The organism is Arenimonas fontis (assembly GCF_008386465.1).
In the GTDB taxonomy this organism is placed as follows: Bacteria; Pseudomonadota; Gammaproteobacteria; order Xanthomonadales; family Xanthomonadaceae; genus Arenimonas; species Arenimonas fontis.
Genome location: NZ_VUOD01000006.1, coordinates 102757 through 128530, shown reverse-complemented (window position 1 = coordinate 128530; position 25774 = coordinate 102757). Strand labels below are relative to the sequence as shown.

Here is a 25774-nt window from a genome sequence, read left to right as displayed (position 1 = left end):
GCTGTGACTGGTCTGCCTGTGGCTAGTCAATCCAGATCGTGAGGCTGTGCCTGCCAGTCCGGAGTCTCCATCGAGCAAGCCTCCCACGCCTTTGGCGTGCTGCTGGTTGCTGTTCTGAAGGACGTTCATGACAGTGCGGACTTCGCCGACAAGATCATCCAGGATGGTGCCGGGGTATCAGGACGTTCAGCCTGAGATCCCGGCTCAGCAGGTTGGGTGCTTGGAGCGGGGCTTCGGTTTCTTCCCCTTGGGGGATTGGCCGCAGCCGGCGTCGAAATGCAAGGGCATGCCATGGCGCCCGGGCCTATGGTTGCCCTCAAGCCATCGCACGAACCTCTCCACTGATCGTTCCCGGTGGGACAGGCGGACACCGCGACCACCCACGTTCAACCTGATGTCAGCGGGGAGATGGATGCGCTCGGCTCCGAAGTACCAGAACCGTTTCCCGACGAAGACGTACGGGCTTCTGGTGTCCTGCTTCAGGTGCTCGTCTCCCTTGTGGTAGTGGTTCCGGTGTTGCTTCCAGCCTTTGCCTTCACGGAGCTCGTAGAAGTTGTCGCCACACCGTCTCTCAGGGGGATCGTCAGCAGGCTTCTTGTCCTCGAAGCGCGAATCCCGGAAGTACTCGTCCTGACGAATCCGTTCGTCCACCTGTAGCGCGTACACGAGCCTGTGTCCGTCGGCCTTTCCGGAGAACCCACAAATCCAGTCGTCGGCATCCGCGCGGATTCCCATGTGGTTGGGCGTGCAGTTGGCCAGGGTGCAGTACTCGCCGAAGGGGTTGGGCGCGAATCCGGTGTCGTGAGTGACGATGTAGGTGTAGAGCTTCATTCAGCCTTTTGGCACGCGAGGATCGAGGATCAATGTCAATGCCCGTTATCGGCGTTCTTCAGCACCCGCGCCGACATCCACAGCACCAGGCCGGCGCCGATGGCCAGCACCGCCCACAGCAGCCAGCGCTGCCAGTCCTCGCTGCGGCGCGGCGCCAGCGCGGCCTCGCCGCCGGCTTCGCCGCGGGTGCCTAGCGTGGCCGGCGCCGGCTGGGCGCCGGAGGCGGCCAGGGCGGCCTGCACCGGGTAGTCGGGCCGGGCGACGCGGGTGCTGCCGGCGACCAGGGTGTAGGGCGCCGGGCCCTGGGCCAGCAGCACGAAATGCTCGGGCCGGTACTGCAGCACCAGGGTCGGCGCGCTGGCCAGGGCCGGTTGCGTGCTCACCTGCCATTCGCGCTCGCGGCGGGCATGGATGTCCGGTGCCAGGTGCCGCACCTCGTTCGCGCCCTGGCCGAGGCGGAAGGCGGTGAAGGCGGCGACGCCGGACCACCATGCCTGGCCGGGCTCGCGGGCACCGACCTGCACCGCCGAGACCGAGTTGGCGTCGGCCAGGCGCAGGTCCACCCGTTCGACCAGCACCGGCGCCGGGACGGCGTAACGGAAGGTGCCGGGCTCGCCGGGCACGGGCTCGCCCTGCAGTTCCAGGCTCAGCCAGGGGCGCTCGTCGCCGCTGCGCACGCGGCGCTCGATCTCCAGGCCGTCGATCCGTGGCCAGTCGCCCTCGTTTTCGATGCTCAGGCGCAGGTAGCGCGCGTCGCTGCGCTCGAAGTCCAGGCGCAGGCGTTCGACGCGCAGGCCGTTGTCGTCCAGGGCGATCAGCGGCAGGCCGCTGCCCAGGCGGCGCCAGCCGATCAGGTCGTCGGAGCCGCTGACGGACACGCGCAGGTTCACCGGCAGCCGGGCCTCATGACCCAGTTGCACGTGCAGCGTGGAGGCGGCCTCCGGGTCCTCGCCGCGGTCCAGCAGCAGGTCGTGGCGGCCGGCTGGCGCGGTCTGCTGCCCGCTGGCCTGCAGCTCCAGGCCGCGCAGGCGGCCTTCGGCGTCGCGCTCCAGGCGCAGGCTCAGGTCCTCCCCCTGGCCGGGCTCGGGCAGCGGCACACGCAGCCAGGGAACCGGATCGCGCAACTCGAAGTCCTGGCCCTGCGGCGGCAGGTGGGCAAAGGGCACCGGCTTGCCGTCGGCGTTGAACACCGCCAGGTCGCCGAGGTCGGCGCGCTGCACGTACTGCAGCACTTCGGCATCCAGCACCAGCAGGTGCGCTGGCGCCTGGTCGTCGGCCTGGATGGGCCATTGCCAGGCAAAGTCGTCGGTCGTCTGCGCCGCGGTGGGCGCAGCCAGGGCGAGGGCGAGGCAGGCAAGGAGAGGGCGCATCAGGTCGTTTCCTCGGAGGAACGGGGCGGAGTGGGAGCCAGCCTGCCGACGATCACCAGCAGCAGGCCGACGGCCAGGAAGGAGGCGATGCCGGTCAGGTTGCCCAGGAACAGGCGATCCACCGCCAGCAGCTTGATCAGCACCAGCACCAGCAGGCCGGCGCCCAGCCACCAGACCGGCCGCAGCTGGCGACGCGAGCCGATCACCCAGGCACTGACGCCGGCCAGGCACCAGCCGATGGTCAGCGCCGCCTGCGCCAGGCGCTCGCCCAGCAGCCGCGGCAGCCAGGGCAGGTCGGCCAGTTGGTGGCAGGCGCGCAGGGCCAGCACGCTCAGCAGCAGCGTCGCCAGCGGACCCCACAGCAGGCCGGGGATGCCGCGTGGCAGCGACAGTCGGCGCAGCGCCACCAGCGCCGCCATCAGCCCGGCCAGCAGCATCAGCTCCAGAGGGTTGAACAGCGGCAGCCAGGGCAGCGGATCGCTGTCGCCGCGATCGAGCAGGCCGACCAGCCAGCCCAGGCCCAGCAGGCCGGCGAGGATGCCCAGCCACACCGTGCGCCAGGCCGGGAATTCCGCCGCCACCGGCCAGCCGCCGATGTTCGGCCGCAGCGCCGCCAGCGCGGCCAGCGCCGCGCCCGGCGCCAATGCCAGCGGCAGCCACCAGCCGGTGCCCAGGCCGAAGCGGTATTCGGCCCAGCGCGCCAGGCTGAGGCCGGCGCCGAACATCAGCGCCAGCAGCACGGCGATGTGCGCCGCCGGCAGCAGGCGCGAGCGCGGCTGCAGCAGGGCGCGGGTCGAGGCCAGGCCGGCGGCGATCCACAGCCACCACAGCCGCTCCTCGCCGCCGAACCAGTGCGCCGGCACGCCCAGCCAACGCCATGAGCCGCTCTCCAGCGCGGCGAGCGCCAGCAACGGCAGCAGCAGGCAGGCCAGCGCCAGCGCCCAGCCCAGGCGCGGCCAGGCCATCGGCCGGCGCAGCAACGCAGCCAGCACGGCGGTGATCGCGGCGAAACCGCCGAAGGCGGTGGCGATGCTGTCGGGATCCAGGTTCACGAGGATCTCGCGCAGGCCCAGCAGGCTCCACCAGAACAGGCCGCCGATGAAGAGCAGGATGGGCAGCACGCGGAACCGGCCGGCCCGGTCGTGCAGCCAGCCGGAACCGAAGGCGGCCAGCGAAAGCAGCAGCAGGTTCAGGGCATGGCCGTTGACGAGCAGGCGGTCGCCGATGTCGGGGTGGCGGTCCAACAGGCTGACCAGCCAGGCGCAGGCCGCCAAACCCTGTAGCGCCAGGCCGGCCCAGCGGGTCAGGGGGCGCTGCTGGCGCAGGCCCAGCCAGACCATGCCCAGGCCCTGCAGCGCCCAGGCCGCCGAGGTCCAGCGCGCCTCCAGCGCCAGCGGAATGGCCAGGGTGGCGAAGACCACGCCCAGGGCGGCGGCGCTCTGCGCCAGCGTGCGCAGGCGTGGATTGCGCACCGCCCAGGTGCCGAGCAGGGCGTAGACCACGGCCACAGCCACCGCGCTGACCGCCAGCGGCATGCGTTCACCGTCCAGCAGCGCCACCTGCAGCGGAAAGGCCACCAGCGGCGTGCCGAACAGCAGGGTGCCGTCCACCTTGCCGTTGGCCTCGCGCCCGGCCAGGGCGTACAGCACCGGGATGGCGACGTAGAACAGGAAGAACAGCACCAGGAAGGGCTCGACCGTGGCGAACAGCTCCGGCCGGTAGTACGTCGCGCCCCAGAGCGTGCCGATCACGAAGGTGAAGACGAAACCGACCAGGTTCAGCGCCCGCCACGGCCGGAACCAGGCGATGCCGAATACCGCCGCGTTCAGCAGCGCATAGTAGGAAAACAGGGCGATGTGGTTGCCGCCGCCGGTGGAGATCAGCACCGGCGCCAGGTAGCCACCGATGAAACCCAGCACCGCCAGGGCCACCGCGTTCTGCCGCACCGCCAGCACGCTGGCGCCGGCCACCAGCACGAGCACGATGGCGAAAGCCGGACCGGCGCCGATCACGCCGTAGTAGCGGAAGGCGGCGAACACCACCAGCAGCAGCACGCCGATGGCGCCGCCCTGCAGGCTGAGGCCGAAGGCCGGCCGCTGCGGCGCACTGCGCAGGCCCCAGACCAGGCCGGCGATGGCGGCGGCGGCGATGCCGGCCAGGCGCAGTTCGATCGGCACGACCAGCCAGCCGGCGTCGGCGGCGTACTTGAGCCCGCTGGCGACGCCGAACATCAGCACCAGCACGCCGATCTTCACCGGCACGTTGCCTTCGAACAGCCAGTTGCGGACCAGGGCGGTGAGGCGGTCCAGCGCGCTCGGCCCGGTCGGGGGCCGCGGCGTGGCCGGGTGGCTGGCGGCGGCCGGGGCACCTGTCGGGTAGGGCGGCGGCGCCGGGCTGGCACCGGGGGCTGGCGAGGCCGGCATCGTCGGTGGCCTTGCCCCGGTGGCGGGCGTGGTGGGGGCAACCGGGGTGGCGGCAGCTGGCGTGACGGGCACCGTAGCCGCGGGCGTCCCGGCCGGCATGGGGCTGGTGCCGGCCGGCGCGGCCTCGGCTGGGCGCGGCGACACGCCTGCGTGGGTGGCCTGCGCTGCGGTCGCGGCGGCGCGTCCCTCGAGCCGCGCAAGCCGCGCTTCCACCGTGCGCAGGCGGCTGTACTGCCGGATTGCCAGGCCCAGCAGGGCGCCGGCCAGGGCGCCGCCGAAAAGGCCGAATACTTCCTCGTCGGCGGCCATCGCCAGCCAGCCGAAGAATGCTCCGAGTATCCCCAGAATCCAGGCCATGCCACTCCCCTTGGCTTGTCCGGGCAGAGTGTATGCGGGGACGGGGTGGGCCGGCCAAGGTCCGGTCCGGGCGATGACCGGGGCGGAAAGCAGAAAGGCCCGGGAAACGGCCGTTTCCCGGGCCTTCCATCTGAACTGGTCGGGGAGACAGGATTTGAACCTGCGACTTCTACGTCCCGAACGTAGCGCTCTACCAGGCTGAGCTACACCCCGAGGGATCGAGCCGCGCATTCTAGGCGCCCGGGCAGGGCCTCGGCAAGTCCGCGACAGCCTTCACCGAGCGTGCCGACGTCCCGAGCCGTGCCTGCCGCTAGAATGCGCCGGTTCCGCAACGGAGTTACGCGCCTTGATCAAGCCCCGCACCCCGCCCGGGGTCATGGAGCTGCTGCCCCGTGACCAGATCGCCTTCCAGCGCATGCTGGACGTGATCCGCCGCAACTACGAGCGCTTCGGCTTCCTGCCGGTGGAAACGCCGGTGTTCGAGCTGTCCGAGGTGCTGTTGACCAAGTCCGGCGGCGAAACCGAGCGACAGGTGTATTTCGTCCAGTCCACCGGCGCCCTGGAGAAGGCCGGCGAGGGCATGCCGGAGCTGGCCCTGCGTTTCGACCTGACCGTGCCCCTGGCCCGCTACGTGGCCGAGCACGAACACGCGCTGGCCTTCCCGTTCCGGCGTTACCAGATCCAGCGCGTCTATCGTGGCGAGCGGGCCCAGCGCGGCCGTTTCCGCGAGTTCTACCAGTGCGACATCGACGTGATCGGCAAGGACAGCCTGCACCTGCGTCACGACGCCGAGATGCCGGCGGTGATCCACGCGGTGTTCACCGAGCTGGGCGTCGGCGGTTTCACCATCCAGCTGAACAACCGAAAGCTGCTGCGCGGCTTCTTCGAGGCCCAGGGCATTGCCGAAGGCGAGCGCCAGGCCCTGGTGCTGCGCGAGATCGACAAGCTGGACAAGCGCGGCGCCGAGGCGGTGCGCGCCACCCTGGCCGGCCCCGACTTCGGCCTGTCCGGCGAGGTCGTGGACCGGGTCATGGATTTCGTCGGCTTCCGTTCCAGCGGCCACGACGAGGCCATCGCCCGCCTGTCGGCGCTGCGTGCCGAGGGCGAGGCGGCCGGCAACGAGTCGCTGGTCACCGGCGCCGCCGAGCTGGCCGAGGTGGTGGCCTTGCTGCGCGCCCAGGGCCTGCCGGACGGTGACTACGCGGTGAACTTCAGCATCGCCCGCGGCCTGGACTACTACACCGGCACCGTCTACGAGACCGTGCTGGACGAGCACCCGCAGATCGGCTCGGTCTGCTCCGGCGGCCGCTACGACAACCTGGCCAGCCACTACAGCAAGTCGAAACTGCCGGGCGTGGGCATTTCCATCGGCGCCACCCGATTGTTCTGGCAGCTGCGCGAGGCCGGCCTGATCGGCGCCGCCGAAAGCAGCGTGCAGGTTCTGGTCGGGCTGATGGACGAGTCGCGCCTGGCCGACTCCCTGGCCATCGCCGGCGAGCTGCGCGGCGCCGGCATCAACACCGAGGTGCAGATGGAGGCGAAGAAGCTGGCCAGGCAGTTCCAGTACGCCGACAAGGCCGGCATCCGCTTCATGGTGCTCAGCGGCGAGGACGAGGCCGCGCGCGCTGTGGTCGCGGTCAAGGACCTCCGCAGCCAGCAGCAGGCGGAAGTCCCGCGCGCCGGCCTGGCCGCCCATCTGCGCGCGCGCCTGGCGGGGGAGGGCTGAGCATGCGTCCCATCCTGCTCGACGGCCGCAGCCTGACCCGCGCCCAGGTGGTGGAGATCGCCCACGGTGCGCCGGTGGCCCTGGACCCGGCCCAGTTGCCGGCGGTGCGGCGTGCGGCGGACTTCCTCGCCGACCAGGTCAAGCGCCAGGAGCCGATCTATGGCGTTTCCACCGGCTTTGGCAGCAATGCCGACAAGCTGCTGGGCGCGCGACGCGCCCGCGAGGGCCTGCCAGGCGCCCGGTCTTCGGCCAATGGCCTGCTGGAAGAGCTGCAGCACAACCTGATCGTCACCCATGCCGTCTGCGTGGGCGAACCCTTTCCGGCCACGGTGGTGCGGGCCATGCTCGGCATTCGCATCAACACGCTGATGAGGGGCCACTCGGGCATCCGGGTCGAGGTGCTGGAGGCGCTGGTGGCCATGCTCAACGCCGGTGTGGTGCCGGTGGTGCCGAGCAAGGGCTCGGTCGGCGCCAGCGGCGACCTGGCGCCGCTGTCGCATCTGGCCATCGTCCTGCTGGGCGGCGGCGAGGCTTTCTACCAGGGGGAGCGCCTGCCCGGCGCCGAGGCCCTGGCCCGCGCCGGCCTCGAGCCGGTGCGGCTGTCGCACAAGGAAGGCCTGGCCCTGAACAACGGCACGGCGCAGATGCTCGCGACTGCGGTGCTGGCCATCGAGGTCCTGGACGAACTGCTGGACACCGCCGACCTTGCCCTGGCCATGAGCCTGGACGCCTTTGCCGGCCGCCTGGGCGCCTTCCAACCACAGGTGCATGCGCTGCGGCCGCATCCCGGCCAGACCCGTTCGGCCGCGCACATCCTGGCGCTGCTGCGCGGCTCCAGCCTGGCCGGCATCGCCTACCACCTGGTGCCGACGTTCCGGCCCTGGCAGCCGGACAGCTGGAGCGACCCCGAGCAGCAGGCCCTGGGTTTCGACATCGGCTGGGATTGGGTGCCGCTGAACCAGCGCCACGGTCGCGAACGCTTCTACCAGCGGTTCAGGCCCTTCCGCGGCGGCAAGAAGCACCAGCCGCAGGACAGCTATTCGCTGCGCTGTGCGCCGCAGGTGCATGGCGCCGTGCGCGATGCGGTCGAGCAGGCCAAGCGGGTGGTGGATATCGAACTCAACGCGGTCACCGACAACCCCTTGCTGTTCCCGGATCTGGAAGGCGTCGGCGAGCTCGAGCAGCAGGTGGTTTCGGCCGGCCACTTCCACGGCATGCCGCTGGCGCTGGCGCTCAGCTACCTGAAGGCGGCGATCCCGGTGCTGGCCTCGATCTCCGAGCGCCGGCTCAACAAGCTTCTGGACCCGGCCACCAACGACGGCCTGCCGCCTTTCCTGATTGGCAACGAGGACGGTACCGAGAGCGGCTTCATGATCGTGCAGTACACTGCCGCCGCTTTGGTGAACGATCTGGCCAGCCGCGCCCATCCGGCCAGCGTGTATTCGGTGCCGACCAGCGCCAATGCCGAGGACCATGTATCCATGGGCGCCAACGAGGGGCGGCATGTGCTGGAGATGGTGGAGGATCTGGCGCGGGTGTTGGCATTGGAGCTGTACACCGCCGCCCAGGCGCTCGATTACCGGCGCGACATGATCAATGCCGCCCGTCGCCTGGCCCGCGCCGGCGATGCCGAGACGCTGGCCGCCAAGATTTCGGGCGGACCGGCTCCCGGAATGCCCGGGCGCGAGGCCTTCCTGGCCGAGGTCGAGGCGCTGCGGCAGGAGCTGGCGCGATCGCCGGAGTTCCAGCCGGGTGAAGCGGTGCGGGCGGCCTGGCAGGCCATTCGCGAGGAGATCGCGTTCATGCCGCGTGACCGCGCCATGGACGCCGACGTCGTCGCCGTGGTGCGGATGGTGCGCGAAGGCAGGGTGCTGCAGGCCGCCCGCTCCACCCGGATCTGACCGGCGCCGATCCGCTCAGGGCAGGGGGTGCAGGTCTTCGGCCAGATGCACGCAGTTGCGGCCGCGGTCCTTGGCGGCGTACAGGGCATCGTCGGCGCGTTGCAGGGCGCCATCCACGCCGAGGCCGCTGCCTGGGCGCAGCACGAACGCGCCGATGCTCGCGCTCAGGCGGATCTCCTCGCCGTCATGATGCACCGGCTGGTCATTGATGCGCGCGCGCAGCTGTTCGGCCAGTTGCAGTAGGCGCTGGCCTTCGACGTCGGGCAGCACCACCACGAACTCCTCGCCGCCGAACCGGGCCATGATCGCGCCGTGCCCGGCCAGACTGTCCTGCAGGCAACGTCCTAGCCAGCGCAGGCATTCGTCGCCGGCCAGGTGGCCGTGGCGGTCGTTGATGTCCTTGAAATGGTCCATGTCCATCAGCAATACGCCCAGAGGCCGGCGCGCCTCCTCGGCCTGCTGCAACTGGTGCTCGAACACTTCGCGGAAACGCCGGCGGTTGAGCAGGCCGGTCAAGGCGTCATGGCGGTTGGACTCGCGCAGGCGCTGGTTGGCTTCCGCCAACTGCTCCAGGGCCGTGCTCAGCTCGGAGGTGCGGCGGGCCACATGTCGCTCGAGCTGTTCGTTGTGTTCGCGCACCAGCCGCTCGTTCTCGCCACGCAGGCGCGCATAGCGGTAGGCGAGGGCGAACGACAGCAGGATCATCTCCAGCGCCGATCCGATCTGGATCGCGTACTCGGTGACGAAGGTCTTGGGCAGCAGGCCGAAGGACACGCTGGCGTAAAGCGCGATGCCCAGCAACAGGAAGGCCCAGGCCATCAGGAAGATCCGGGCTGGGGCGTAGCCGCGCCGGATGGCGTTGACGGCGAGCAGCACGATCAGCGCCGCGCCGGGGAACACCGCCAGGGTCAGGGGCCGCACCACCTCGCGGTAGGGCAGGAAAAACGACGCGATGCCGGCCAGGACGAAGAAGCCGATGAAGGCCAGCGTCAGCCGGTCGCCGAGCGGCTGCCGTTGCCTGAGCTCGAGAAACTCGCGGCAGAACTGGTGCATGGTGATCTGCGACAGCGCCATGGACAACGGAATGGCCTGGTTGGCCAGCCATGGCGAATTCGGCCACAGGTATTCGAAGGCCAGACCGTTGAGGCAGAAGATCACCAGTCCGAAGCCGGCCACGTGCAGGGTGTACCAGAGGTGGGTGCGGTCGCGCAGTGACAGCCATAGCACCAGGTTGTAGAAGAACAGCGCCAGCAGGATGCCGTAGAACAGGCCGATGCCGAACTGCGAGTCGCGCTCCATTTCGGCGAAGGCCGTAGGCGTATACAGGCTCAGCGGTACCTGCATGGAGCTGCGCGTGCTGACCCGCACCAGCAGTTCCACCCGGCTGCGCTGCGGCAGGTCCACCCAGAAGTTCGGGTGCCGGTAGCGGATGGCCCGGGCCGAGAACGGCAGGGCATCACCCGAGGCCATGTGCTCGACGTGGCCGTCCGGGTAGCGCAGGTAGAAGTCCACGTTGTCCAGCAGCGGGTAGTGCAGCACCAGCAGCCAGCGCTGTTCGCGGGCGTTCTGGTTGAACAGTTCGGCGTGGAACCAATGGGCGCCTTCGGTGAAGCCGAAGGTGGCGTCACCGTGGGGCAGGGGCGCGAAACCGCCGTAGCGGGCCTGCTCGAACATGACGGCGGCATCGGCCCGTCCGTCCGGGTCCACCCGGTAGCCCAGGTGCGGCGCAAGAGGAACCCTCTGGCGGCTGCCATCCAGCACCAGGGTGCCGTCGGCGCGGGCGGGGAGCGCCGCCAGGGCCAGGGCTAGCAGCAGCAGGCTCAGGAGTCCGCCCTTCCAGAACACGCCGTTTCCCCCGTTTCGCACTGTTTTCAGCCCCTCCTGCGCACTGTATTAGGCCCGGTCCGCGGGGAAAAGCCGGCAGGCTTGCAAATGTATTAATGCGCTAGTACATTAGCCGCCGTGAAACGTCGTGACCCCGTCCCCGATGCCGGCCTCTCGGCCCTCGATGCCCTGATCGAGGCGCTGCTCAGCCTGCGCACGCCGGAGGAGGCGCGTGCGTTCCTCGACGACCTGTGCACGCCCGCCGAGCTCGAGGCCCTGGCCGATCGCTGGCGGGTGGTGCCCTTGTTGGCGGCCGACCTGCCCTATCGCGAAATCCATGAGCGCACCGGGGTCAGCGTCACCACCATCGGCCGCGTCGCCCGTTGCCTGGAGATGGGCGCGGGCGGCTATCGCCTGGTTGCCGAGCGCCTGGGCCATCGCGCCCATCCCCGCTCGCACCACTGACCATTCCCCACATTCCCGTCACGGAGGGCGTCATGAGGACGCGCGACCGCCTGCGCATTGCCATCCAGAAATCCGGACGCCTGTCCGGTCCCAGCCGCCAGCTGCTCGCAGGCGCCGGCCTGCGGTTCGGCGACGATGGCGACCAGCTTTTCCAGCCCGGCCGGGATCTGCCGGTGGACCTGCTGCTGGTTCGAGACGACGACATCCCGGGCCTGATCGCCGAAGGCGTGGCCGACCTCGGCGTGGTCGGCCGCAACGTGCTGGAGGAGCAGGCCCTGGAACGCATGGACGGTATCGGACCGGGGCCGTTCCGCAGCCTGCGCGAGCTCGGCTTCGGCCGCTGCCGGCTGTCGCTGGCGGTACCGGCGGACTGGGACTGGCCCGGGCCTTCGCGCCTGCAGGGTCTGCGCATCGCCACCAGTTATCCGCGCCTGCTCGAGCGATGGCTTCGGGAGCGCGGCATCGTTGCCCGAGCGGTGAAACTTTCCGGTTCGGTGGAGATCGCCCCGCGCCTGGGCACGGCGGACGCCATCTGCGATCTGGTGTCCACCGGCGCGACGCTGGCCGCCAACCGTCTGCGTGAAGTCGAGCGGGTGCTGTCCAGTCAGGCGGTGCTGGCGGCACCGGCGCGGCCGTTCGGCGATGCCCGCGACGGCCTGGCGGCGATGTTGCTGCGGCGTCTGGCGGCCACGTCGCGCGAACGGGTGCCGGCATGAAGCGCTACGACTGGGAGCGGATGGACGAGGCGGAGCGCGCGGCCTGCCTGGCCCGGCCCCTGGCCGGGCAGCAGGACGGGGTGGAGGCGGTGGTGCGCGGCATCTTCGGACAGGTGGCTGCCGAAGGAGACGCGGCCCTGCTGGCGCTGACCGCCAGGCTGGATGGCGTGCTGCCGGATCGGCTGGCGCTGGGCCCGGTGGATTTCGAGATGGCCGGGCTTCAGGTCGCTCCGACGCTGCGCCAAGCGCTGGGCGAGGCCCGCGAGCGCCTGCGCGCCTGGCATGCCGCCGGCGCGCCGCGCGGCTTCGAGCTGGAAACCGCGCCCGGCGTGTCCTGTGGCCGGATGATGCGGCCGATCCGCCGGGTTGGCCTGTATGTGCCGGCCGGCAGCGCGCCCCTTCCCTCGACCGCGTTGATGCTGGGCGTGCCGGCCGAGCTGGCGGGTTGCGAGGAGGTGGTGCTTTGCACGCCGCCGCGCGCTGACGGCCGCGCCGACCCGGCCGTGCTGGTGGCCGCGGCGATGTGCGGTATCCGCCGGGTGTTCGTCCTGGGCGGGGCGCAGGCGATCGCCGCCATGGCCCTGGGCACCGAAAGCGTGCCCCGTTGCGACAAGCTGTTCGGCCCCGGCAACCGCTACGTGACCGCCGCCAAGCGGCATGCGGCGGCCCTGCCGGGCGGGCCGGCCATGGACATGCCGGCCGGACCCTCGGAAGTACTGGTGATCGCCGACGCCGGCGCCGATCCGGCCTATCTCGCCGCCGACCTGTTGTCGCAGGCGGAGCACGGGCCGGATTCGCAGGTGCTGCTGGTGACCGATCGGGCGGACTTGCTCGAGACGGTGGCAGCCGAACTGGAGCGGCAGTTGCGGACCTTGCCGCGGGCCGATGTTGCCCGCCGGGCCCTGGCGCATGCCCGCTTGATCAGGGTCGCGCGTCTGGAGGATGCCTTCGCCCTGAGCAACGACTACGCGCCCGAGCATCTGATCCTGGCCCTGCGGGAGCCGCGGGCCTGGCTGGAAAGGGTGCGCTGCGCCGGCTCGGTCTTCCTCGGCGATTACGCGCCCGAGGGACTGGGCGACTACTGTTCCGGCACCAACCATGTGTTGCCCACCGGCGGCGCCGCCCGCGCCTGGAGCGGGGTGAGCGTGGCCAGCTTCCAGACCGCGATCAGCTATCAGGAGGTCACTCCTGTCGGCCTGGCGGCGATCGGGCCTTGCGCCGTCACCCTTGCCCGGGCTGAGGGCCTGGAAGCGCACGCGCGGTCGGTGTTGCGCCGGCTGGAGGATGCGGCATGAGCGGCGTGCTGTCGCTGGTGCGCGAGGATCTGCGCGAATTCGCCGGTTATGCCTCGGCGCGGCGCGAGGGTGGCGAGGGCCGTGTGTGGCTGAATGCCAACGAGAGCCCCTGGCCGAACGCCGCCGACCCCGGCCTCGACCTGCACCGCTACCCGGATCCGCAGCCGGACGCGCTGCGCGAAAGGCTGGCGGCGCTGTACGGGGTGGCGCCGGAACGGGTGCTGATCGGTCGCGGCAGCGACGAGGCCATCGACCTGCTGGTGAGGTTGCTGTGCCGGCCCGGACGGGATGCAGTGCTGGTGACGCCACCGGTCTTCGGCATGTACGCGGTCAGTGCGCGCCTGCAGGGCGCAGCCTTGGTCGAGGTGCCTTTGCGGGACCGCGGCGCCGGCTTCGCTCTCGAAAGCGACGCGGTGGCCGAGGCCGCCGTCAGCCGGAAGGCCCGGCTGGTATTCCTGTGTTCGCCCGGCAACCCGACCGGGCAATCGCTGGCGCGCGACGAGGTGCTGGCCCTGGCGCGCCGGCTGGCCGGCTACAGTCTGGTGGTGCTGGACGAGGCTTACGTCGAGTACGCGGACTCGCCTTCCCTGGCCGACGCGCTTGTCGGGCAGTCCAATCTGGCCATCCTGCGGACCCTGTCCAAAGCGCATGGCCTGGCGGCGGCACGCATCGGCTGCCTGTTGGCCGACCCGGCGCTGGTGGCCTTGCTGCGCAACTGCCAAGCGCCTTATCCGTTGCCATCGCCCAGCGTGCAGTTGGCGCTGTCGGCGCTGTCGGAGGCGGCCTTGTCGCGCACCCGCGAACGGGTCGCCAGCGTGCGCGCCGAACGCGAGCGCCTGTACCGGGAACTGGCGGCCCTGCCGGAGGTGCGAAGGGTGTATCCCTCGCAGGGCAATTTCCTGCTCGTGCGTTTTGCCGATGCCGGCGAGGCGCTGCGCCGCCTGCGCGCTGCCGCCGTGGTGGTGCGCGACATGCGCGCCACGCCAGGCTTGGGCGACGCCCTGCGCATCAGCATCGGCCGCCCGGAGGAAAACGATCTCGTGCTCGCCGCCTTGCGGGTGGGGAGGCCGGCATGAGCGGGCAACGCATCCTGTTCGTGGATCGCGACGGCACCCTGATCGAGGAGCCGGCCGACTGCCAGGTGGATAGCTTCGCCAAGCTGCGCTTCGTCGAGGGCATGATCCCGGCCCTGCTGGCCCTGCGCGATGCCGGCTGGCAGTTCGTGATGGTCAGCAACCAGGACGGGTTGGGCAGCGACCGTTTCCCGCGCGAGGCCTTCGAGGGCCCGCAGGCCCTACTGCTGCAGTTGCTGGAATCGCAGGGCATCGCGTTCCGCGAGATCCTGATCGACGAAAGCCTGGAAAGCGAGGGCAGGAGCACCCGCAAGCCTGGGGTCGGCATGCTGCTGCACTATCTGCGCGACCGCAGCCTTGACCTGGCCGGCTCGGCCGTGGTCGGCGACCGCGAAACCGACCTGCAACTGGCGGCCAACCTCGGTTGTCGTGGTTTCCGTCTGGGGCAAGGCGGCGAAACCTGGGCGAGCGTGGCCGCCGCCCTGCTGGCCGGTCCGCGGCAGGCGCAGGTCGAGCGCGTCACTCGCGAGACCCGGGTGTGGGTGGCGCTGGACCTGGATCGCGCCGCGGAGCCCGAGATCGCCACCGGTCTGGGTTTCTTCGATCACATGCTCGAACAGGTGGGCAAACACGGCGGCTTCACCCTGCGCCTGCGCTGCGACGGCGATCTGCACGTGGACGAACACCATACCGTCGAGGACAGCGCCTTGGCTCTGGGCCAGGCCCTGCGCCAAGCCCTGGGCGACAAGCGTGGCCTCGACCGCTACGGTGAGGACGGTTTCGCCGGCGCAATCACCCTGCCCATGGACGAGAGCCTGGCCGGGGCGGCGCTGGATCTGTCCGGCAGGCCCTGCTTCGTCTTCGAGGGCCGGTTCCCGCGCGCCGAAGTGGGCGGCCTGGCCACCGAGCTGGTGCCGCATTTCTTCCGCTCGCTTTGCGAAGGCGCGGGCATGAACCTGCACCTGCGCGTGCGCGGCGAGAACACCCACCACATGGTCGAAGCCTGTTTCAAGGCGGTGGCGCGCGCCCTGCGCCAGGCCTTGCGGCGCGAAGGCACCGGCTTGCCCAGTACCAAGGGGGCGCTGTGAGCCTGGTGGTGGTGGACGCCGGCGGCGCCAACCTGGGCTCGGTGTGCTATGCGCTGCAACGCCTCGGCGTGGAGGCGCGGGTGAGCGCCGACCCGGTCGAGATCCGGGCCGCGCCGCGGCTGGTCCTGCCCGGCGTGGGTGCGGCCGGACCGGCGATGGCGCGGCTGCATTCGCTCGGGCTGGTCGAGGTGCTGCGCGCCTTCGACCGGCCCCTGCTGGGCATTTGCCTGGGCATGCAGCTGTTGTTCGAGGCTTCGGAAGAGGGCGATACCGCCTGTCTGGGCAGGCTGCCTGGGCGGGTGTCGGCGCTGCGGCCGGCGCCTGGCCTGCGGGTGCCGCACATGGGCTGGAACCGGCTGCGCCGGCTGCGCGATTCGGTCCTGCTGGCCGGCATCGGCGAGGGCGAATGGGCCTATTTCGTGCACGGCTACGCGGCGCCGATCGGCCCGGATTGCGTCGCCGCCTGCGACCACGGCGGTCCCTTCGCCGCCGTGGTCGAGCGTGGCCCGGTCATGGGCGCGCAGTTTCATCCCGAGCGCTCGGCCGCCGCAGGCCGGCGCCTGCTGGCCAACTTCCTGGAGCTTGGCGCATGAATTTCACCGTCTATCCCGCCATTGACGTCCGGGCCGGCCGCGTGGTGCGACTGCGCCAGGGCGATTACGCCCGGGAAACGCGCTACGGTGACGACCCGCTGGCGCTGGCTTGCCGCTATGCCGAGGCCGGCGCCCGCTGGCTGCACCTGGTGGACCTGGACGCGGCGCGCGTCGGCGGTTACACCCTCGGCCCCCTGTTGGCGCGCATCAAGGCCAGAACCGGTCTGAGTGTGCAGACCGGCGGCGGCCTGCGTCGCGAGGCCGACATCGGCATCCTGCTCGGGGCGGGCGCCGACCGGGTGGTGCTGGGCTCGCTGGCGGTGCGGCAGCCGGAGCGGGTCGCCGGCTGGCTGGCGCGTTTCGGTCCCGAACGCGTCACCGTCGCCCTGGACGCCCGCCGGGACGGGCAGGGCAGCTGGCGCCTGCCGATACGGGGTTGGACCGAAGACTCCGGCGCCGATCTCGCCAGCCTGGCGACCCGGCTCGCCCGGGAGGGGTTGCGCCACGTCCTGGTCACCGACATCGCCCGTGACGGCATGCTCTCCGGGCCCAGCCTGGCGCTCTACCGCGAACTGGCGGCGGCTTTGCCGGGCCTGCGCCTGCAGGCCTCCGGCGGGATCCGGGACGGCGCCGACCTGGAAGCGGTGCGCGCGGCCGGCTGCGCCGGCGCGGTGCTAGGCAAGGCCTTGCTGGACGGCTGTCTGGAGCTGGCCGATGCCCTGGCGACGGAGGCCGCGTCGTGCTGAGCCGTCGCATCATCCCCTGCCTGGACGTGCGCGAGGGCCGGGTGGTCAAGGGCGTGCGTTTCCGCGACCACGTGGTGATGGGCGCGATCGAGGATCTGGCCCTGCGCTACCGCGACGAGGGCGCCGACGAGCTCGTGTTCTACGACATCAGCGCAAGCCCGGAGGGCCGGGCCGTGGACCTGGCCTGGGTGGAGCGCGTGGCGCGCCTGCTGGACATCCCGTTCTGCGTGGCTGGTGGCATCCGCAGCGTCGAACAGGCCAGGGCGGTGCTGCATGCCGGCGCCGACAAGGTGTCGGTGAACACGCCGGCGCTGGAGCGGCCGGAGCTGATCGCCGAGCTGGCCGAGGCCTTCGGCCGGCAGTGCGTGGTGGTCGGCGTGGACAGCCTGCGCGAGCCCGACGGCGAATGGCGGGTGCGCGCCTACACCGGCGATCCGGGCCGGACCCGGGCGCTGCCGCGCCGCACCCTGGACTGGTTGCGGGAAGCGCAGCGGCTGGGCGCTGGCGAGATCGTGCTCAACTGCATGGGCGCCGACGGCGTGCGCGGCGGCTACGACATCGAGCAGCTGGCGGCGGCGCGGGCGGTGTGCGGAGTGCCGCTGGTGGCTTCCGGCGGTGCCGGCAAGGCCGGGCATTTCGCCGCCGCCTTCCGTCAGGCCGACGTGGACGCGGCCCTGGCCGCCAGCGTCTTCCACAGCGGCGCCTTGTGCATTCCGGCGCTCAAGCGCGCGCTACGCGCCCAGGGCATCGAGGTGCGCGATGTCGCCTGACGCCTTCGATGCCCTGGCCTGGGACAAGGCCGGCGGGCTGTTGCCGGTCGTGGTGCAGGATGCCGACAGCCTGCGCGTGCTCATGCTTGGCTGGATGGATCGCGCCGCCTTGCGGGCCACGCTCGACGCCGGTCGGGTCACCTTCTTCAGCCGCAGCCGCCAGCGCCTGTGGATGAAGGGCGAAAGCAGCGGGAACGTGCTGGAGCTGGTCGGGCTCGAGCCGGACTGCGACGGCGACACCCTGCTGGTGCGGGCGCGCCCGCGCGGACCGACTTGCCATCTTGGCCGAAGCAGTTGCTTCCCTGGCGCACCAGGTGATTTCCTGGCCGAGCTCGATGCCCTGGTGGCGCAACGCGAGCGCGAGCGTCCGGCCGGCAGCTACACCAGCCGGCTGTTCGCCGGCAGCCCGCGTCGCATCGCCCAGAAGGTGGGCGAGGAGGGCGTGGAAACGGCCCTGGCGGCGGTGGCCCAGGACGACAATGCCTTGTGCGGCGAAGCCGCCGACCTGCTGTTCCACCTGCTGGTGTTGCTGCGTTCGCGCGGGCTGGACTGGGAGGCGGTGCGGGCGGAACTGCGGCGCCGGCACGCGGCCGCGTGAGCCGGCGTGGCATCATCGTCGCGGTCCTTCTCGCCGGGGTGTCCATGCGTCCGCTTCTGCTGGTTTCCTGCCTGCTGCTTGCCCTGCCGGCGCTGGCCTTGCCGCCGCCCTGCAATTCCGGCCACGTATACGAGGACGTGAACGGCGACGGCCGTTTCGATGCCGGCGACCGGCCGTTGCCGGGCGTGGCGGTATCGGACGGATGGCGCATCCAGCGCACCGATGCCCGGGGCGCCTACCACCTGCCGGTGGAGGATGGCCGCACGGTCTTCGTGATCAAGCCGGCCGGCTACCGCTTCCCGGCCGGTGCCGACGGCCTGCCCGCGTTCTGGCGGCATGTGCAGCGCCAGCCAGGTCCGGACCTGAAGTACGGCGGCATTCCAGCCGCGTTTCCGGATTGCCGCAACTTCGCCCTGCAGCGCGACCCGCGGCCTGCGGGCCGGCTGCGCGGCATCGTCATGGCCGATCCGCAGCCGCGCGACGGCATCCAGGCCGGGCATTTCGAGCGCGGCATCATCGCTCCGCTCATCGCCGCCTACGGGGCTCAGGGGCGGGCGAGCGGGGCCGATCGGGAGGGTCGCGCCCCGGCGACCCCGGCGGCGCGGGCGGACCTGATCGACCTGGGCCTCACCCTGGGCGACGTGGTTCACGACGATCTGTCGCTCTATCCGCGCATCAAGGCGGCGATGGCGCAGGTGGGAGTGCCTTGGCTGCACCTGCCCGGCAACCACGACCTCGACTTCGACGCCGACAGCGACGAGGACTCGCTGCGCAGCTATCGTGCCGCCTTCGGTCCCGATACCTATGCCTGGGAAGAACACGAGGCAGTGTTCGTGCTGCTGGACGACGTCATCTACCGGCCCGGCCGTTCGCCGTCCTACATCGGCGGCCTGCGCGAGCAGCAGTTCGCCTTCCTCGAGGCCTACCTGGCCGCCGTGCCGCGCGATCGCCTGCTGGTGCTGGCGGCGCACATCCCCTTTTTCGACGAACCGGACAAGGCGCGGCCAAGCTTTCGCCGGGGCGACCGCGAGCGCCTGTTCGCCTTGCTGAAGGACTTCCCGCGGGTTCTGTTGCTGAGCGCCCATGGTCATGTCCAGCGCCAGTACTGGCATGACGCCGACGACGGCTGGCAGGGTGCGACGCCGCTGCACGAGTTCAACGCCGGCGCCGCCTGCGGCGCCTTCTGGAGCGGCGTCGCAGGCGCGGACGGCGTGCCGGTGTCCACCATGGCCGACGGGACCCCGCGCGGCTGGGCGGAACTGGTCGTGGACGCGGACCGTTACCGTCTGCGCTGGCGGCCGGCGGATCCGGCCGAAACTGGCGGCATCGGCCTGCACGCGCCGCGGGTGTTGCGCCAGGGCGCCTACCCGGCCTTTGGCGTGTACGCCAACGTGTATGACGGCCATGCCGGTACCCGGGTCGAGTACCGGATCGGCGAGGGCCCGTGGCAGCCGATGCAACGGGTCGAACGGCCGGACCCGCGCCTTCTGGTGCAGAACGTGCTGGATGACCTTGCCGACGGCCTGCGCAGTTTCGACCGCTCACCGGAAGCGGTTGCCTCCACGCACCTGTGGCGGGCCACCTTGCCGACCGGCCTGGCCGAGGGCGAGCACCGGATCGAGGTGCGAGCCTTCCCGGACCACGGCCGCGAGCTGCGCGCGGTCAGCGCCTATCGCCTGCAGGCGGTTTCGCCCTGAACTCCCGCCGGACCCGCTGATCGGTCTTGCGGGTCTGGCCGGCCGCATGCGCGACGGGTTTGGGCTCCGGCTCCTTCCAGGCATAGGCCAGTGCCGGGCCGGGTGTGAACGAGTCGCGCCAGGCCGCGAGGCGCTCGCCGATCCTTGCGCCGTGGGCCATCTGCGGCTGCGAGGGCAGCAGGCCCTCTTCGCGTTCGCGCGCGGCGATCTGCCGGCGGGCGGCGAGGAAGGCGGCCTCGAAGTCCAGGCTGTGGTTCAGCCCGTCCACCAGCCAGGCGCGACCGAAATAGGTCGCCACCGAATCGGTACCGCAGCCGAACGAGGGCCGGTCTCGCCGGGCCGCGGTCAGCACCAGGCTGTCCGGACCGCGCAGGGCCGGGATGAAACCGCCGGAATAGCAAGCCGAGATGACCAGCACCCGGTGGCGGATGCCGGCCTGGTCCAGGGCCTGGCGCAGCGTATCCGGGGCCAGCAGCTGTTCGCCGTGGCCGGGCGCGTTCAGGTACAGCCGGTGCTCCTCGGTGCCGTGCGTGCTCAGGTAGAGCAACAACAGGTCTTCCCCCGGGTTCATGCGCGCGCCGATGCCGGCCAGGGCCAGTTTCAGGTTGTCGATGCTGGCCAGCGGCAGGGTGGGCACGCCGGCTTGCGGCGGGTGATTGGCCAGGGCCAGGGCGCGGCCGTCGGCGCCCAGCCGGGTCCGGGCCAGCGCCAGCAGGTGCAGGGCTTCGTTGCGGAACACCTGCTCGCTGCCGTCGCCGGCGACCGCCAGCACGTAGAGATCCGGCACGCCCGGCCGCTGCGGCTGCAGCGCCGCGATCGCCTGGCGCAGGCGGGCCTCGTCCTCCGGCATCGGCCCGAAGCCGCAGAGCGCCAGGATCAGCGCGCCAGCGAACGGCAAGCGGCGGAGGCGCCCGGTCATGTCCCGGGCCGGATGGCGGAGAAGTCCTCGACCCGGCGATGGCCATGGCAGGCCTCGTCCAGGCGCGGCCGCGGGTAATCCTGGCGGCGGTCCAGCAGAACGGTGTCCAGGCCGGCATCGCGGGCGGCGTCGAGCTCTTCGACCACGTCGGACAGGAACAACACCTGGCCGGCCGGCACGCCCAGGGTGTCGACGATGCACCGGTAGCTACCGGCCTCGCGCTTGCCGCCGATTTCCGTGTCGAACCAGTGCGAGACCAGACCGCTCAGGTCGCCACCCTCGGCATGGGCGAAAAACAGCTTCTGGGCAGGCACCGAACCGGATGAGTAGACGCTGATGACATGGCCGGCGGCGTGCCAGCGACGCAGGGCCTCGGCAGCGTCCGGGTAGAAGTGCGCACGATACTCGCCGTGCTCGTAGCCCCAGCGCCAGATCATGCCCTGCAGGGCCTTGAGCGCGGTGTGCTTGCGGTCCTGGTCGATCCAGCCCTGCAAGGTTTCGACGATCATCGCGTCCTGGCACAGGCCGCCGTTCTCGGCCGCCACCTGGTCCAGCCAGTGCCGCACCTCCGGCTCGTGGCCGTGCTCGGCCACGAAACCGGGCAGGGCACGTCGCGCATACGGAAACAGCACGTCCTTCACGAAGGAGATGCTGCTGGTCGTTCCTTCAATGTCCGTGAGGATGTGTTTCATGGTGGTTTCTTGGCCGCGGATCCACGCGGCCAAACCCCTCATGCCGCCTGCCCGGGTTCATACCTCGGGAAGCGTTGGGCGATGTCGGTGCCGGTGAAGTGGCCGACCCAGCCGTCGGGCTCGGTGAAGAAGCGGATGGCGACGAAGCTGGGCTGCGGGCCCATGTCGAACCAGTGGGTCATGCGGTCGGGCACGCCCACCAGGTCGCCAGCCTCGCACAGTAGTTCGTAGACCTTGCCGTCCACGTGTAGCGAGAACAGGCCCGAGCCGGCCACGAAAAAGCGCACCTCGTCTTCCTTGTGGTAGTGCTCGTCCAGGAACTTGGCGCGGGCTGCTTCCTTGTTGGGGCTGTCGGGCGAAATCGAGACCACGTCCACGGTCTTGAAGCCGTTCTCGGCTACCAGCCGGTCGATGTCGGCGCGATAGGCGGCCATCACCTGCTCGGGGCCGTCGCCCGGCCGCACCGGCGCGCCGGCCTGCCATTGCTCGAAGCGCACGCCGATGGGTTTCAGCCGCGCGGCGATCTCGGCCAGGTCGGTGCTCACCGACAACGGAACGGAAGGGTCGGAATCGTCGAAGATCCGGAGTCGGCTCATGGCTGCAGTCTCCTAAGCTCCAGTTCGCAGGCCAGCAGGAAGTCGAAGGCCTCGAGGTGGCGACGGGCCTCGGCCATGTCCTTGCCCCAGGCATACAGGCCGTGACCGTCGATCAGGTAACCCCAGAGCGGGCCGGCGTCGAGCAGGCGTTCCACCTGCGCGGCCAGCGCCGGCATGTCCTGGGAATTGGGCAGTACCGGCACTTCGATCGCCATATCGTGGGTCCGGTTGCCGGCGAAGGCTTTGAGCAGCTCGTAGCCGGCCAGACGCACATGACCCTGCCGGGCGAACAGGCGCGAGGCCACCGTCTGCGTGCGCGAGTGGGTATGCAAGACGCAGCCCAGATCGGGGAACCGGGCGTAGAGCTGGGTGTGCAGCAGGGTTTCCGCCGATGGCCGGTGGTGGGTGGCCACCGGTCGTCCCTCCAGGTCCACCACCATGATGTCGGCCTCGGTCAGCCGGCCCTTGTCGCGGCCGGAGACGGTGATCGCGGCGTGGCCAGCGTCCAGGCGCATGGAAAAGTTGCTGCTGGTGGCCGGGGTCCAGCCGAGCGCGGCCAGCTCGCGGGTGGCGGCGACGATCTCGGCGGCCCGGGCGGCCAGCCGGGCCGGGTCGTAGGGAAGGGGGCTCATGGCCGCGAAGTCTAGCCCATGACATCCGCCGCCGGGGCCTTGATCTGCATCAACGCTGCATTCACCGCAACGGCGTAGACTGCGCCGCAGCCAGCGGAGATCCCTCCGCCAGCCAAGGAGCATGCAGATGGACAGCGTCAATGTTTCCCGCCGCGGATTCCTGGTCAGGGCCGGCTTGCTGGCCGCCGTGCCCTTCCTGGCCTCCGGCATGATCGGCACCGCCCGGGCGCAGGAGCTCAAGCCGTTGCCGCCGGACAACGCCACGGCCAAGGCCCTGGCCTATGCCGAGGATGCCAGCAAGGTCAGCCATCCCTCGTACAAGCCCGGCAGCAACTGCGCCAACTGCCAGTTCTTCACCGCTGCCACCGGTGCCTGCAGCCTGTTCCCGGGCTTCAAGGTGCCGGCCCAGGCCTGGTGCAGCGCCTGGGCCAAGAAGGCCGCCTGATGGCGCCAGTCTCGGCGCCTGAGACAGACAGCGCCTAGAATCCCCGGCATCCGTCGCCGATGCCGGGGTAGGCCTTGTCATTCGATACCGCGTCTTTCCTGCTTGGCTTGCTGCTGGGGCTGGTCGCCACTGGACTGGCGGCGATCGCGCTGGGCCGGGCCCGGCTGGACGAGGCCAGGGAAGCCGGCCGGCGCGAGCGCGAGGCGGAACTGGCCGTACTGCGCACCCGCCTGGAAGAGCAGAGCCGCGCCGCCGAGCAGCGCTATCGCGACCTGGAGCAGGCCCGCGACCGTCTCAAGGTCGAGTTCCAGCAACTGGCGCAGGAGATCCTCGAGGACAAGGCCCGCCGTTTCAGCGAGCAGAACGCCAGCCAGCTGGGCCAGCTGCTCAATCCGCTGCGCGAGCAGATAGGCGATTTCCGCAAGCTGGTCAGCGACGCCTACGAGAAGGAAGGCAAGGAGCGGGCCGGCCTGCAGGCCGAGCTGCGGCAGCTGTTCGAGCTCAACCGCCAACTGGCCGAGGAGGCCGACAGCCTGACCCGCGCCCTGACCGCCGACAACCGCACCCAGGGCTACTGGGGCGAGCTCAAGCTCGAGCGCCTGCTGGAAAGCGCCGGCCTGGAAAAGGGCCAGCAGTACCTCACCCAGGAAAGCTTCAGCGACGAGCACGGCGAGCGCTACCGCCCCGATGCGCTGTTGCTGCTGCCGGAGGACCGGCAGATCGTGATTGACGCCAAGGTGGCCTTGCTGGACTACCAGCGCGCCTGCGGCGACGTGGCCGAGGCCGAGCGCGAACAGCACCTGGCCCGGCATGCCCAGGCCCTGCGCAACCACGTGCGCCAGCTCGGCGAGAAGGACTACAGCCGCCTGCACGGGCTGAACAGCCCGGATCTGGTGCTGATGTTCGTGCCGGTCGAGGCCGCCTTCCTCGAGGCCCTGCGTCGCGATCCCGATCTTTACGACTACGCCTACGCCCGCAAGATCATCCTGGTCGGGCCCAGCAACCTGCTGGCCTCCTTGCGGCTGGTGGCGCAGCTCTGGCGCACGGAGGCCCAGAACCGCAATGCCCGCGCCATCGCCGAACGTGGCGCCGCCCTGTACGACAAGTTCGTCGGCTTCACCGAGGACCTGGCCCGGGTGGGCGAGGCCCTGGCCAAGGCGCAGAAAGCCCACGACGACGCCCTGGCCAAGCTCAGCCAGGGTCGCGGCAACCTGCTGCGGCAGGTAGAGATGCTGCGCAAGCTGGGCGTGGCGCCGGGCAAGAAGCTGCCGCCGGCCCTGGAGGCCGCCGCGGCCGCCGAGGGAGAAGCGGAAGACGAGAGGGAGGGCGACGTGGGCGCCGACTTCCTGCCGCCGCCTCCGCCCGTTCGCTGAGCCCGGTCGCGCTCCGGCCGTGCACCCCGGGGCCGGTCCGGGTTAGGCTGCCCCTTCGTTTGTCCACGGGGAACCCGGAACGATGAAGGTGAAGACGATCCTGGCGGCGGCCGTTCTGTGGCTGTCCCTTGCCGGTCTGGCCATGGCGCAGGCGCCGGCGCCGGCGGCGCCGAGTCTGGACGAGCGCATCGAAGCCGCGGTCCGCCCGGTGGCCGATGCCATCTCGGGAGCGATCTTCTACGAAGTGCGGGTCGGCGGCACGGACGAGGCGCCGGTGATGTTCCCGCTGATCGTCGCCTGGCTGATCCTCGGCGGCCTGGTCACCACCATCTATTTCCGCTTCATCAACATCCGCGGCTTCCGCCATGGCCTGGACCTGATCCGCGGCAGGTATGCCGACCCGGACAGCGCCGGCGAGGTCAGCCATTTCCGCGCCCTCACGTCGGCAGTATCCGGCACGGTCGGTCTGGGCAACATCGCCGGCGTGGCCGTCGCCATCACCGTCGGCGGCCCCGGCGCCACCTTCTGGATGATCCTGGCAGGCCTGCTGGGCATGAGCACCAAGTTCGCCGAGTGCTCGCTGGGCGTGATCTACCGCCTGGAAAAACCGGACGGCACCGTGTCCGGCGGCCCAATGTATTACCTGCGCCGCGGCATCGCCGAAAACTACCCGCGCCTGGCCGGCCTTGGCCTGGTGCTGGCGGTGGTGGTGGCGCTGTGCACCATGGCCGGCGCGATCGGCGCGGGTGCCATGTTCCAGGCCAACCAGGCCTATTCGCAGCTGGCCAACATCAGCGGTGGCGCGCTCGAGGGCCGCGGCTGGCTGTTCGGCCTGGTCTACGCGGTGCTGGCCGGCCTGGTGGTGGTCGGCGGCATCACCCGCATCGGCAGCGTCACCGCCCGGCTGGTGCCCGGCATGGCCGGCATCTACATGCTCGGTGCGCTGGCGGTGATCCTGCTGCACCTGCCGCAGCTGCCGGCGGCCTTCATGACCATCCTCGAGGGCGCCTTCACCGCCCAGGGCGTGCAGGGCGGTGTGATCGGCGCGCTGATCGTCGGCTTCCGCCGGGCGGCCTTCTCCAACGAGGCCGGTCTGGGCTCGGCACCGATCGCCCATGCCGCGGTCAAGACCCGGGAGCCCATGACCGAGGGTTTCGTCGCTCTGTGGGAACCTTTCATCGACACCGTGGTGATCTGCACCATGACCGCCCTGGTGATCATCCTGACCAACCAGCACGTGGTCGGCGGCGCCGACGGCGTGGCCCTGACCTCGAACGCCTTCGCCACCGTCGCCGGCTGGCTGCCCTACGCCCTGACCCTGGTAGTGCTGCTGTTCGCCTTCTCCACCACCATCACCTGGGCCTACTACGGCGCCAAGGCGGCCAGCTTCCTGGCCAACGAGTCGAAGCTGGTGCTGTACGGCTTCAAGTTCTTCTACCTGGCCATGGTGGTGGTTGGCTGCACGATGAGCATCGGTAGCATCGTGGACCTGGCCGACGGCCTGATGTTCATCATGGCCATTCCCAACCTGATCGGCGTCTACCTGCTGCTGCCGGTGCTCCGGCGCAAGCTGGCCGACTATCAGGCCAGGCTCGCTTCCGGCGAGATCCGCCCCAGCGACGGCTCGTGACGCGCTTCGGAGCG

The 25774-nt window shown here is 70.7% G+C and carries 22 protein-coding genes, 1 tRNA gene and 1 pseudogene; 15 read left to right on the top strand and 9 right to left on the bottom strand.

Annotated features, from left to right (window positions below):
* Positions 1-204: 204 nt before the first annotated feature.
* The 4 genes from F0415_RS09410 to F0415_RS09395 all read right to left on the bottom strand — a co-directional run bounded on the left by F0415_RS09410 (position 205) and on the right by F0415_RS09395 (position 5194).
* A complete protein-coding gene (locus F0415_RS09410; protein ID WP_149860962.1) occupies positions 205-831 on the bottom strand; it encodes an Nmad2 family putative nucleotide modification protein in 627 nt (208 codons plus the stop codon).
* Positions 832-866: 35 nt separating this feature from the next.
* The gene (locus F0415_RS09405; protein ID WP_149860961.1) at positions 867-2201 is read right to left on the bottom strand and encodes a DUF3999 family protein; all 1335 of its coding nucleotides are present in this window, start codon (positions 2199-2201) and stop codon (positions 867-869) included.
* Entirely contained in the window at positions 2201-4981 is a 2781-nt protein-coding gene (locus F0415_RS09400; protein ID WP_149860960.1) for a DUF2339 domain-containing protein, read from the bottom strand. The genes F0415_RS09405 and F0415_RS09400 overlap by 1 nt, the downstream gene beginning before the upstream one ends.
* Before the next feature lie 136 nt (positions 4982-5117).
* Positions 5118-5194: transfer RNA gene (locus F0415_RS09395), tRNA-Pro, on the bottom strand.
* 133 nt (positions 5195-5327) lie between these two features.
* Here F0415_RS09395 and hisS point away from each other — a divergent pair.
* Complete coding sequence (gene hisS / locus F0415_RS09390; RefSeq protein ID WP_149860959.1) at positions 5328-6707, top strand: histidine--tRNA ligase; 1380 nt, start codon at positions 5328-5330, stop codon at positions 6705-6707.
* A gap of 2 nt (positions 6708-6709) precedes the next feature.
* Positions 6710-8608 (top strand): HAL/PAL/TAL family ammonia-lyase, encoded by a 1899-nt coding sequence (locus F0415_RS09385; RefSeq protein WP_149860958.1) that lies wholly within the window; start codon positions 6710-6712, stop codon positions 8606-8608.
* A 15-nt stretch (positions 8609-8623) separates the two neighbouring features.
* On the opposite strand, the gene F0415_RS09380 is transcribed toward F0415_RS09385, so the two are convergent.
* Positions 8624-10453 (bottom strand): sensor domain-containing diguanylate cyclase, encoded by a 1830-nt coding sequence (locus F0415_RS09380; protein WP_149860957.1) that lies wholly within the window; start codon positions 10451-10453, stop codon positions 8624-8626.
* A 117-nt stretch (positions 10454-10570) separates the two neighbouring features.
* Between F0415_RS09380 and F0415_RS09375 the strand changes: the two genes are divergently transcribed.
* From F0415_RS09375 to F0415_RS09330, 10 genes and pseudogenes are all read left to right on the top strand, one after another.
* Entirely contained in the window at positions 10571-10897 is a 327-nt protein-coding gene (locus F0415_RS09375) for a YerC/YecD family TrpR-related protein (RefSeq protein ID WP_149860956.1), read from the top strand.
* Between the two features lie 32 nt (positions 10898-10929).
* Positions 10930-11580 (top strand): annotated as a pseudogene (hisG, locus tag F0415_RS09370) (ATP phosphoribosyltransferase); the annotation flags it as partial.
* 29 nt (positions 11581-11609) lie between these two features.
* A complete protein-coding gene (gene hisD / locus F0415_RS09365) occupies positions 11610-12908 on the top strand; it encodes a histidinol dehydrogenase (protein WP_149860954.1) in 1299 nt (432 codons plus the stop codon).
* On the top strand, positions 12905-13984 hold the full coding sequence (hisC, locus tag F0415_RS09360) for a histidinol-phosphate transaminase (protein WP_149860953.1): 1080 nt from the start codon (positions 12905-12907) through the stop codon (positions 13982-13984). Before hisD ends, hisC begins: the two co-directional genes overlap by 4 nt.
* Positions 13981-15069, top strand: coding sequence for a bifunctional histidinol-phosphatase/imidazoleglycerol-phosphate dehydratase HisB (gene hisB / locus F0415_RS09355; protein WP_149860952.1), 1089 nt, complete (start codon positions 13981-13983; stop codon positions 15067-15069). The genes hisC and hisB overlap by 4 nt, the downstream gene beginning before the upstream one ends.
* Complete coding sequence (gene hisH / locus F0415_RS09350) at positions 15066-15662, top strand: imidazole glycerol phosphate synthase subunit HisH (protein ID WP_149860951.1); 597 nt, start codon at positions 15066-15068, stop codon at positions 15660-15662. Before hisB ends, hisH begins: the two co-directional genes overlap by 4 nt.
* Positions 15659-16408 (top strand): 1-(5-phosphoribosyl)-5-[(5-phosphoribosylamino)methylideneamino]imidazole-4-carboxamide isomerase, encoded by a 750-nt coding sequence (locus F0415_RS09345; RefSeq protein WP_149860950.1) that lies wholly within the window; start codon positions 15659-15661, stop codon positions 16406-16408. Before hisH ends, F0415_RS09345 begins: the two co-directional genes overlap by 4 nt.
* Entirely contained in the window at positions 16402-17178 is a 777-nt protein-coding gene (gene hisF / locus F0415_RS09340; RefSeq protein WP_149860949.1) for an imidazole glycerol phosphate synthase subunit HisF, read from the top strand. Before F0415_RS09345 ends, hisF begins: the two co-directional genes overlap by 7 nt.
* Complete coding sequence (gene hisIE / locus F0415_RS09335; protein ID WP_149860948.1) at positions 17168-17776, top strand: bifunctional phosphoribosyl-AMP cyclohydrolase/phosphoribosyl-ATP diphosphatase HisIE; 609 nt, start codon at positions 17168-17170, stop codon at positions 17774-17776. Before hisF ends, hisIE begins: the two co-directional genes overlap by 11 nt.
* Positions 17777-17820: 44 nt before the next feature.
* Entirely contained in the window at positions 17821-19473 is a 1653-nt protein-coding gene (locus F0415_RS09330; protein ID WP_246149928.1) for a calcineurin-like phosphoesterase C-terminal domain-containing protein, read from the top strand.
* On the opposite strand, the gene F0415_RS09325 is transcribed toward F0415_RS09330, so the two are convergent.
* The 4 genes from F0415_RS09325 to F0415_RS09310 are packed head-to-tail and all read right to left on the bottom strand — an operon-like array spanning position 19439 to position 22312.
* The gene (locus tag F0415_RS09325; protein ID WP_149860947.1) at positions 19439-20392 is read right to left on the bottom strand and encodes a C13 family peptidase; all 954 of its coding nucleotides are present in this window, start codon (positions 20390-20392) and stop codon (positions 19439-19441) included. The genes F0415_RS09330 and F0415_RS09325 overlap by 35 nt on opposite strands.
* On the bottom strand, positions 20389-21084 hold the full coding sequence (gene mtnC / locus F0415_RS09320; protein ID WP_149860946.1) for an acireductone synthase: 696 nt from the start codon (positions 21082-21084) through the stop codon (positions 20389-20391). The genes F0415_RS09325 and mtnC overlap by 4 nt, the downstream gene beginning before the upstream one ends.
* 38 nt (positions 21085-21122) lie before the next feature.
* Positions 21123-21680 (bottom strand): 1,2-dihydroxy-3-keto-5-methylthiopentene dioxygenase, encoded by a 558-nt coding sequence (locus F0415_RS09315; protein ID WP_149860945.1) that lies wholly within the window; start codon positions 21678-21680, stop codon positions 21123-21125.
* Positions 21677-22312: a methylthioribulose 1-phosphate dehydratase gene (locus tag F0415_RS09310; protein WP_149860944.1), complete on the bottom strand. Its 636-nt coding sequence runs from the start codon at positions 22310-22312 to the stop codon at positions 21677-21679. The genes F0415_RS09315 and F0415_RS09310 overlap by 4 nt, the downstream gene beginning before the upstream one ends.
* 127 nt (positions 22313-22439) lie before the next feature.
* Between F0415_RS09310 and F0415_RS09305 the strand changes: the two genes are divergently transcribed.
* The 3 genes from F0415_RS09305 (at position 22440) to F0415_RS09295 (ending at position 25760) form a co-directional block, all read left to right on the top strand.
* On the top strand, positions 22440-22757 hold the full coding sequence (locus F0415_RS09305) for a high-potential iron-sulfur protein (protein WP_210244177.1): 318 nt from the start codon (positions 22440-22442) through the stop codon (positions 22755-22757).
* Positions 22758-22831: 74 nt separating this feature from the next.
* Entirely contained in the window at positions 22832-24130 is a 1299-nt protein-coding gene (locus F0415_RS09300; RefSeq protein ID WP_149860942.1) for a DNA recombination protein RmuC, read from the top strand.
* Between the two features lie 82 nt (positions 24131-24212).
* Positions 24213-25760 carry an alanine/glycine:cation symporter family protein gene (locus F0415_RS09295; protein WP_149860941.1) on the top strand — a complete coding sequence of 516 codons (1548 nt, stop codon included), beginning with the start codon at positions 24213-24215 and terminating at the stop codon, positions 25758-25760.
* The last annotated feature ends 14 nt before the right edge of the window (positions 25761-25774 follow it).

Bases quoted from the DNA above. Each gene is read 5' to 3' on its own strand.
- F0415_RS09410 (WP_149860962.1), bottom strand. From the start codon at position 831: ATGAAGCTCTACACCTACATCGTCACTCACGACACCGGATTCGCGCCC.
- F0415_RS09405 (WP_149860961.1), bottom strand. From the start codon at position 2,201: ATGCGCCCTCTCCTTGCCTGCCTCGCCCTCGCCCTGGCTGCGCCCACC.
- F0415_RS09400 (WP_149860960.1), bottom strand. From the start codon at position 4,981: ATGGCCTGGATTCTGGGGATACTCGGAGCATTCTTCGGCTGGCTGGCG.
- F0415_RS09385 (WP_149860958.1), top strand. From the start codon at position 6,710: ATGCGTCCCATCCTGCTCGACGGCCGCAGCCTGACCCGCGCCCAGGTG.
- hisD (WP_149860954.1), top strand. From the start codon at position 11,610: ATGAAGCGCTACGACTGGGAGCGGATGGACGAGGCGGAGCGCGCGGCC.
- hisC (WP_149860953.1), top strand. From the start codon at position 12,905: ATGAGCGGCGTGCTGTCGCTGGTGCGCGAGGATCTGCGCGAATTCGCC.
- hisB (WP_149860952.1), top strand. From the start codon at position 13,981: ATGAGCGGGCAACGCATCCTGTTCGTGGATCGCGACGGCACCCTGATC.
- F0415_RS09345 (WP_149860950.1), top strand. From the start codon at position 15,659: ATGAATTTCACCGTCTATCCCGCCATTGACGTCCGGGCCGGCCGCGTG.
- hisIE (WP_149860948.1), top strand. From the start codon at position 17,168: ATGTCGCCTGACGCCTTCGATGCCCTGGCCTGGGACAAGGCCGGCGGG.
- F0415_RS09330 (WP_246149928.1), top strand. From the start codon at position 17,821: ATGCGTCCGCTTCTGCTGGTTTCCTGCCTGCTGCTTGCCCTGCCGGCG.
- F0415_RS09325 (WP_149860947.1), bottom strand. From the start codon at position 20,392: ATGACCGGGCGCCTCCGCCGCTTGCCGTTCGCTGGCGCGCTGATCCTG.
- mtnC (WP_149860946.1), bottom strand. From the start codon at position 21,084: ATGAAACACATCCTCACGGACATTGAAGGAACGACCAGCAGCATCTCC.
- F0415_RS09315 (WP_149860945.1), bottom strand. From the start codon at position 21,680: ATGAGCCGACTCCGGATCTTCGACGATTCCGACCCTTCCGTTCCGTTG.
- F0415_RS09310 (WP_149860944.1), bottom strand. From the start codon at position 22,312: ATGAGCCCCCTTCCCTACGACCCGGCCCGGCTGGCCGCCCGGGCCGCC.
- F0415_RS09305 (WP_210244177.1), top strand. From the start codon at position 22,440: ATGGACAGCGTCAATGTTTCCCGCCGCGGATTCCTGGTCAGGGCCGGC.
- F0415_RS09295 (WP_149860941.1), top strand. From the start codon at position 24,213: ATGAAGGTGAAGACGATCCTGGCGGCGGCCGTTCTGTGGCTGTCCCTT.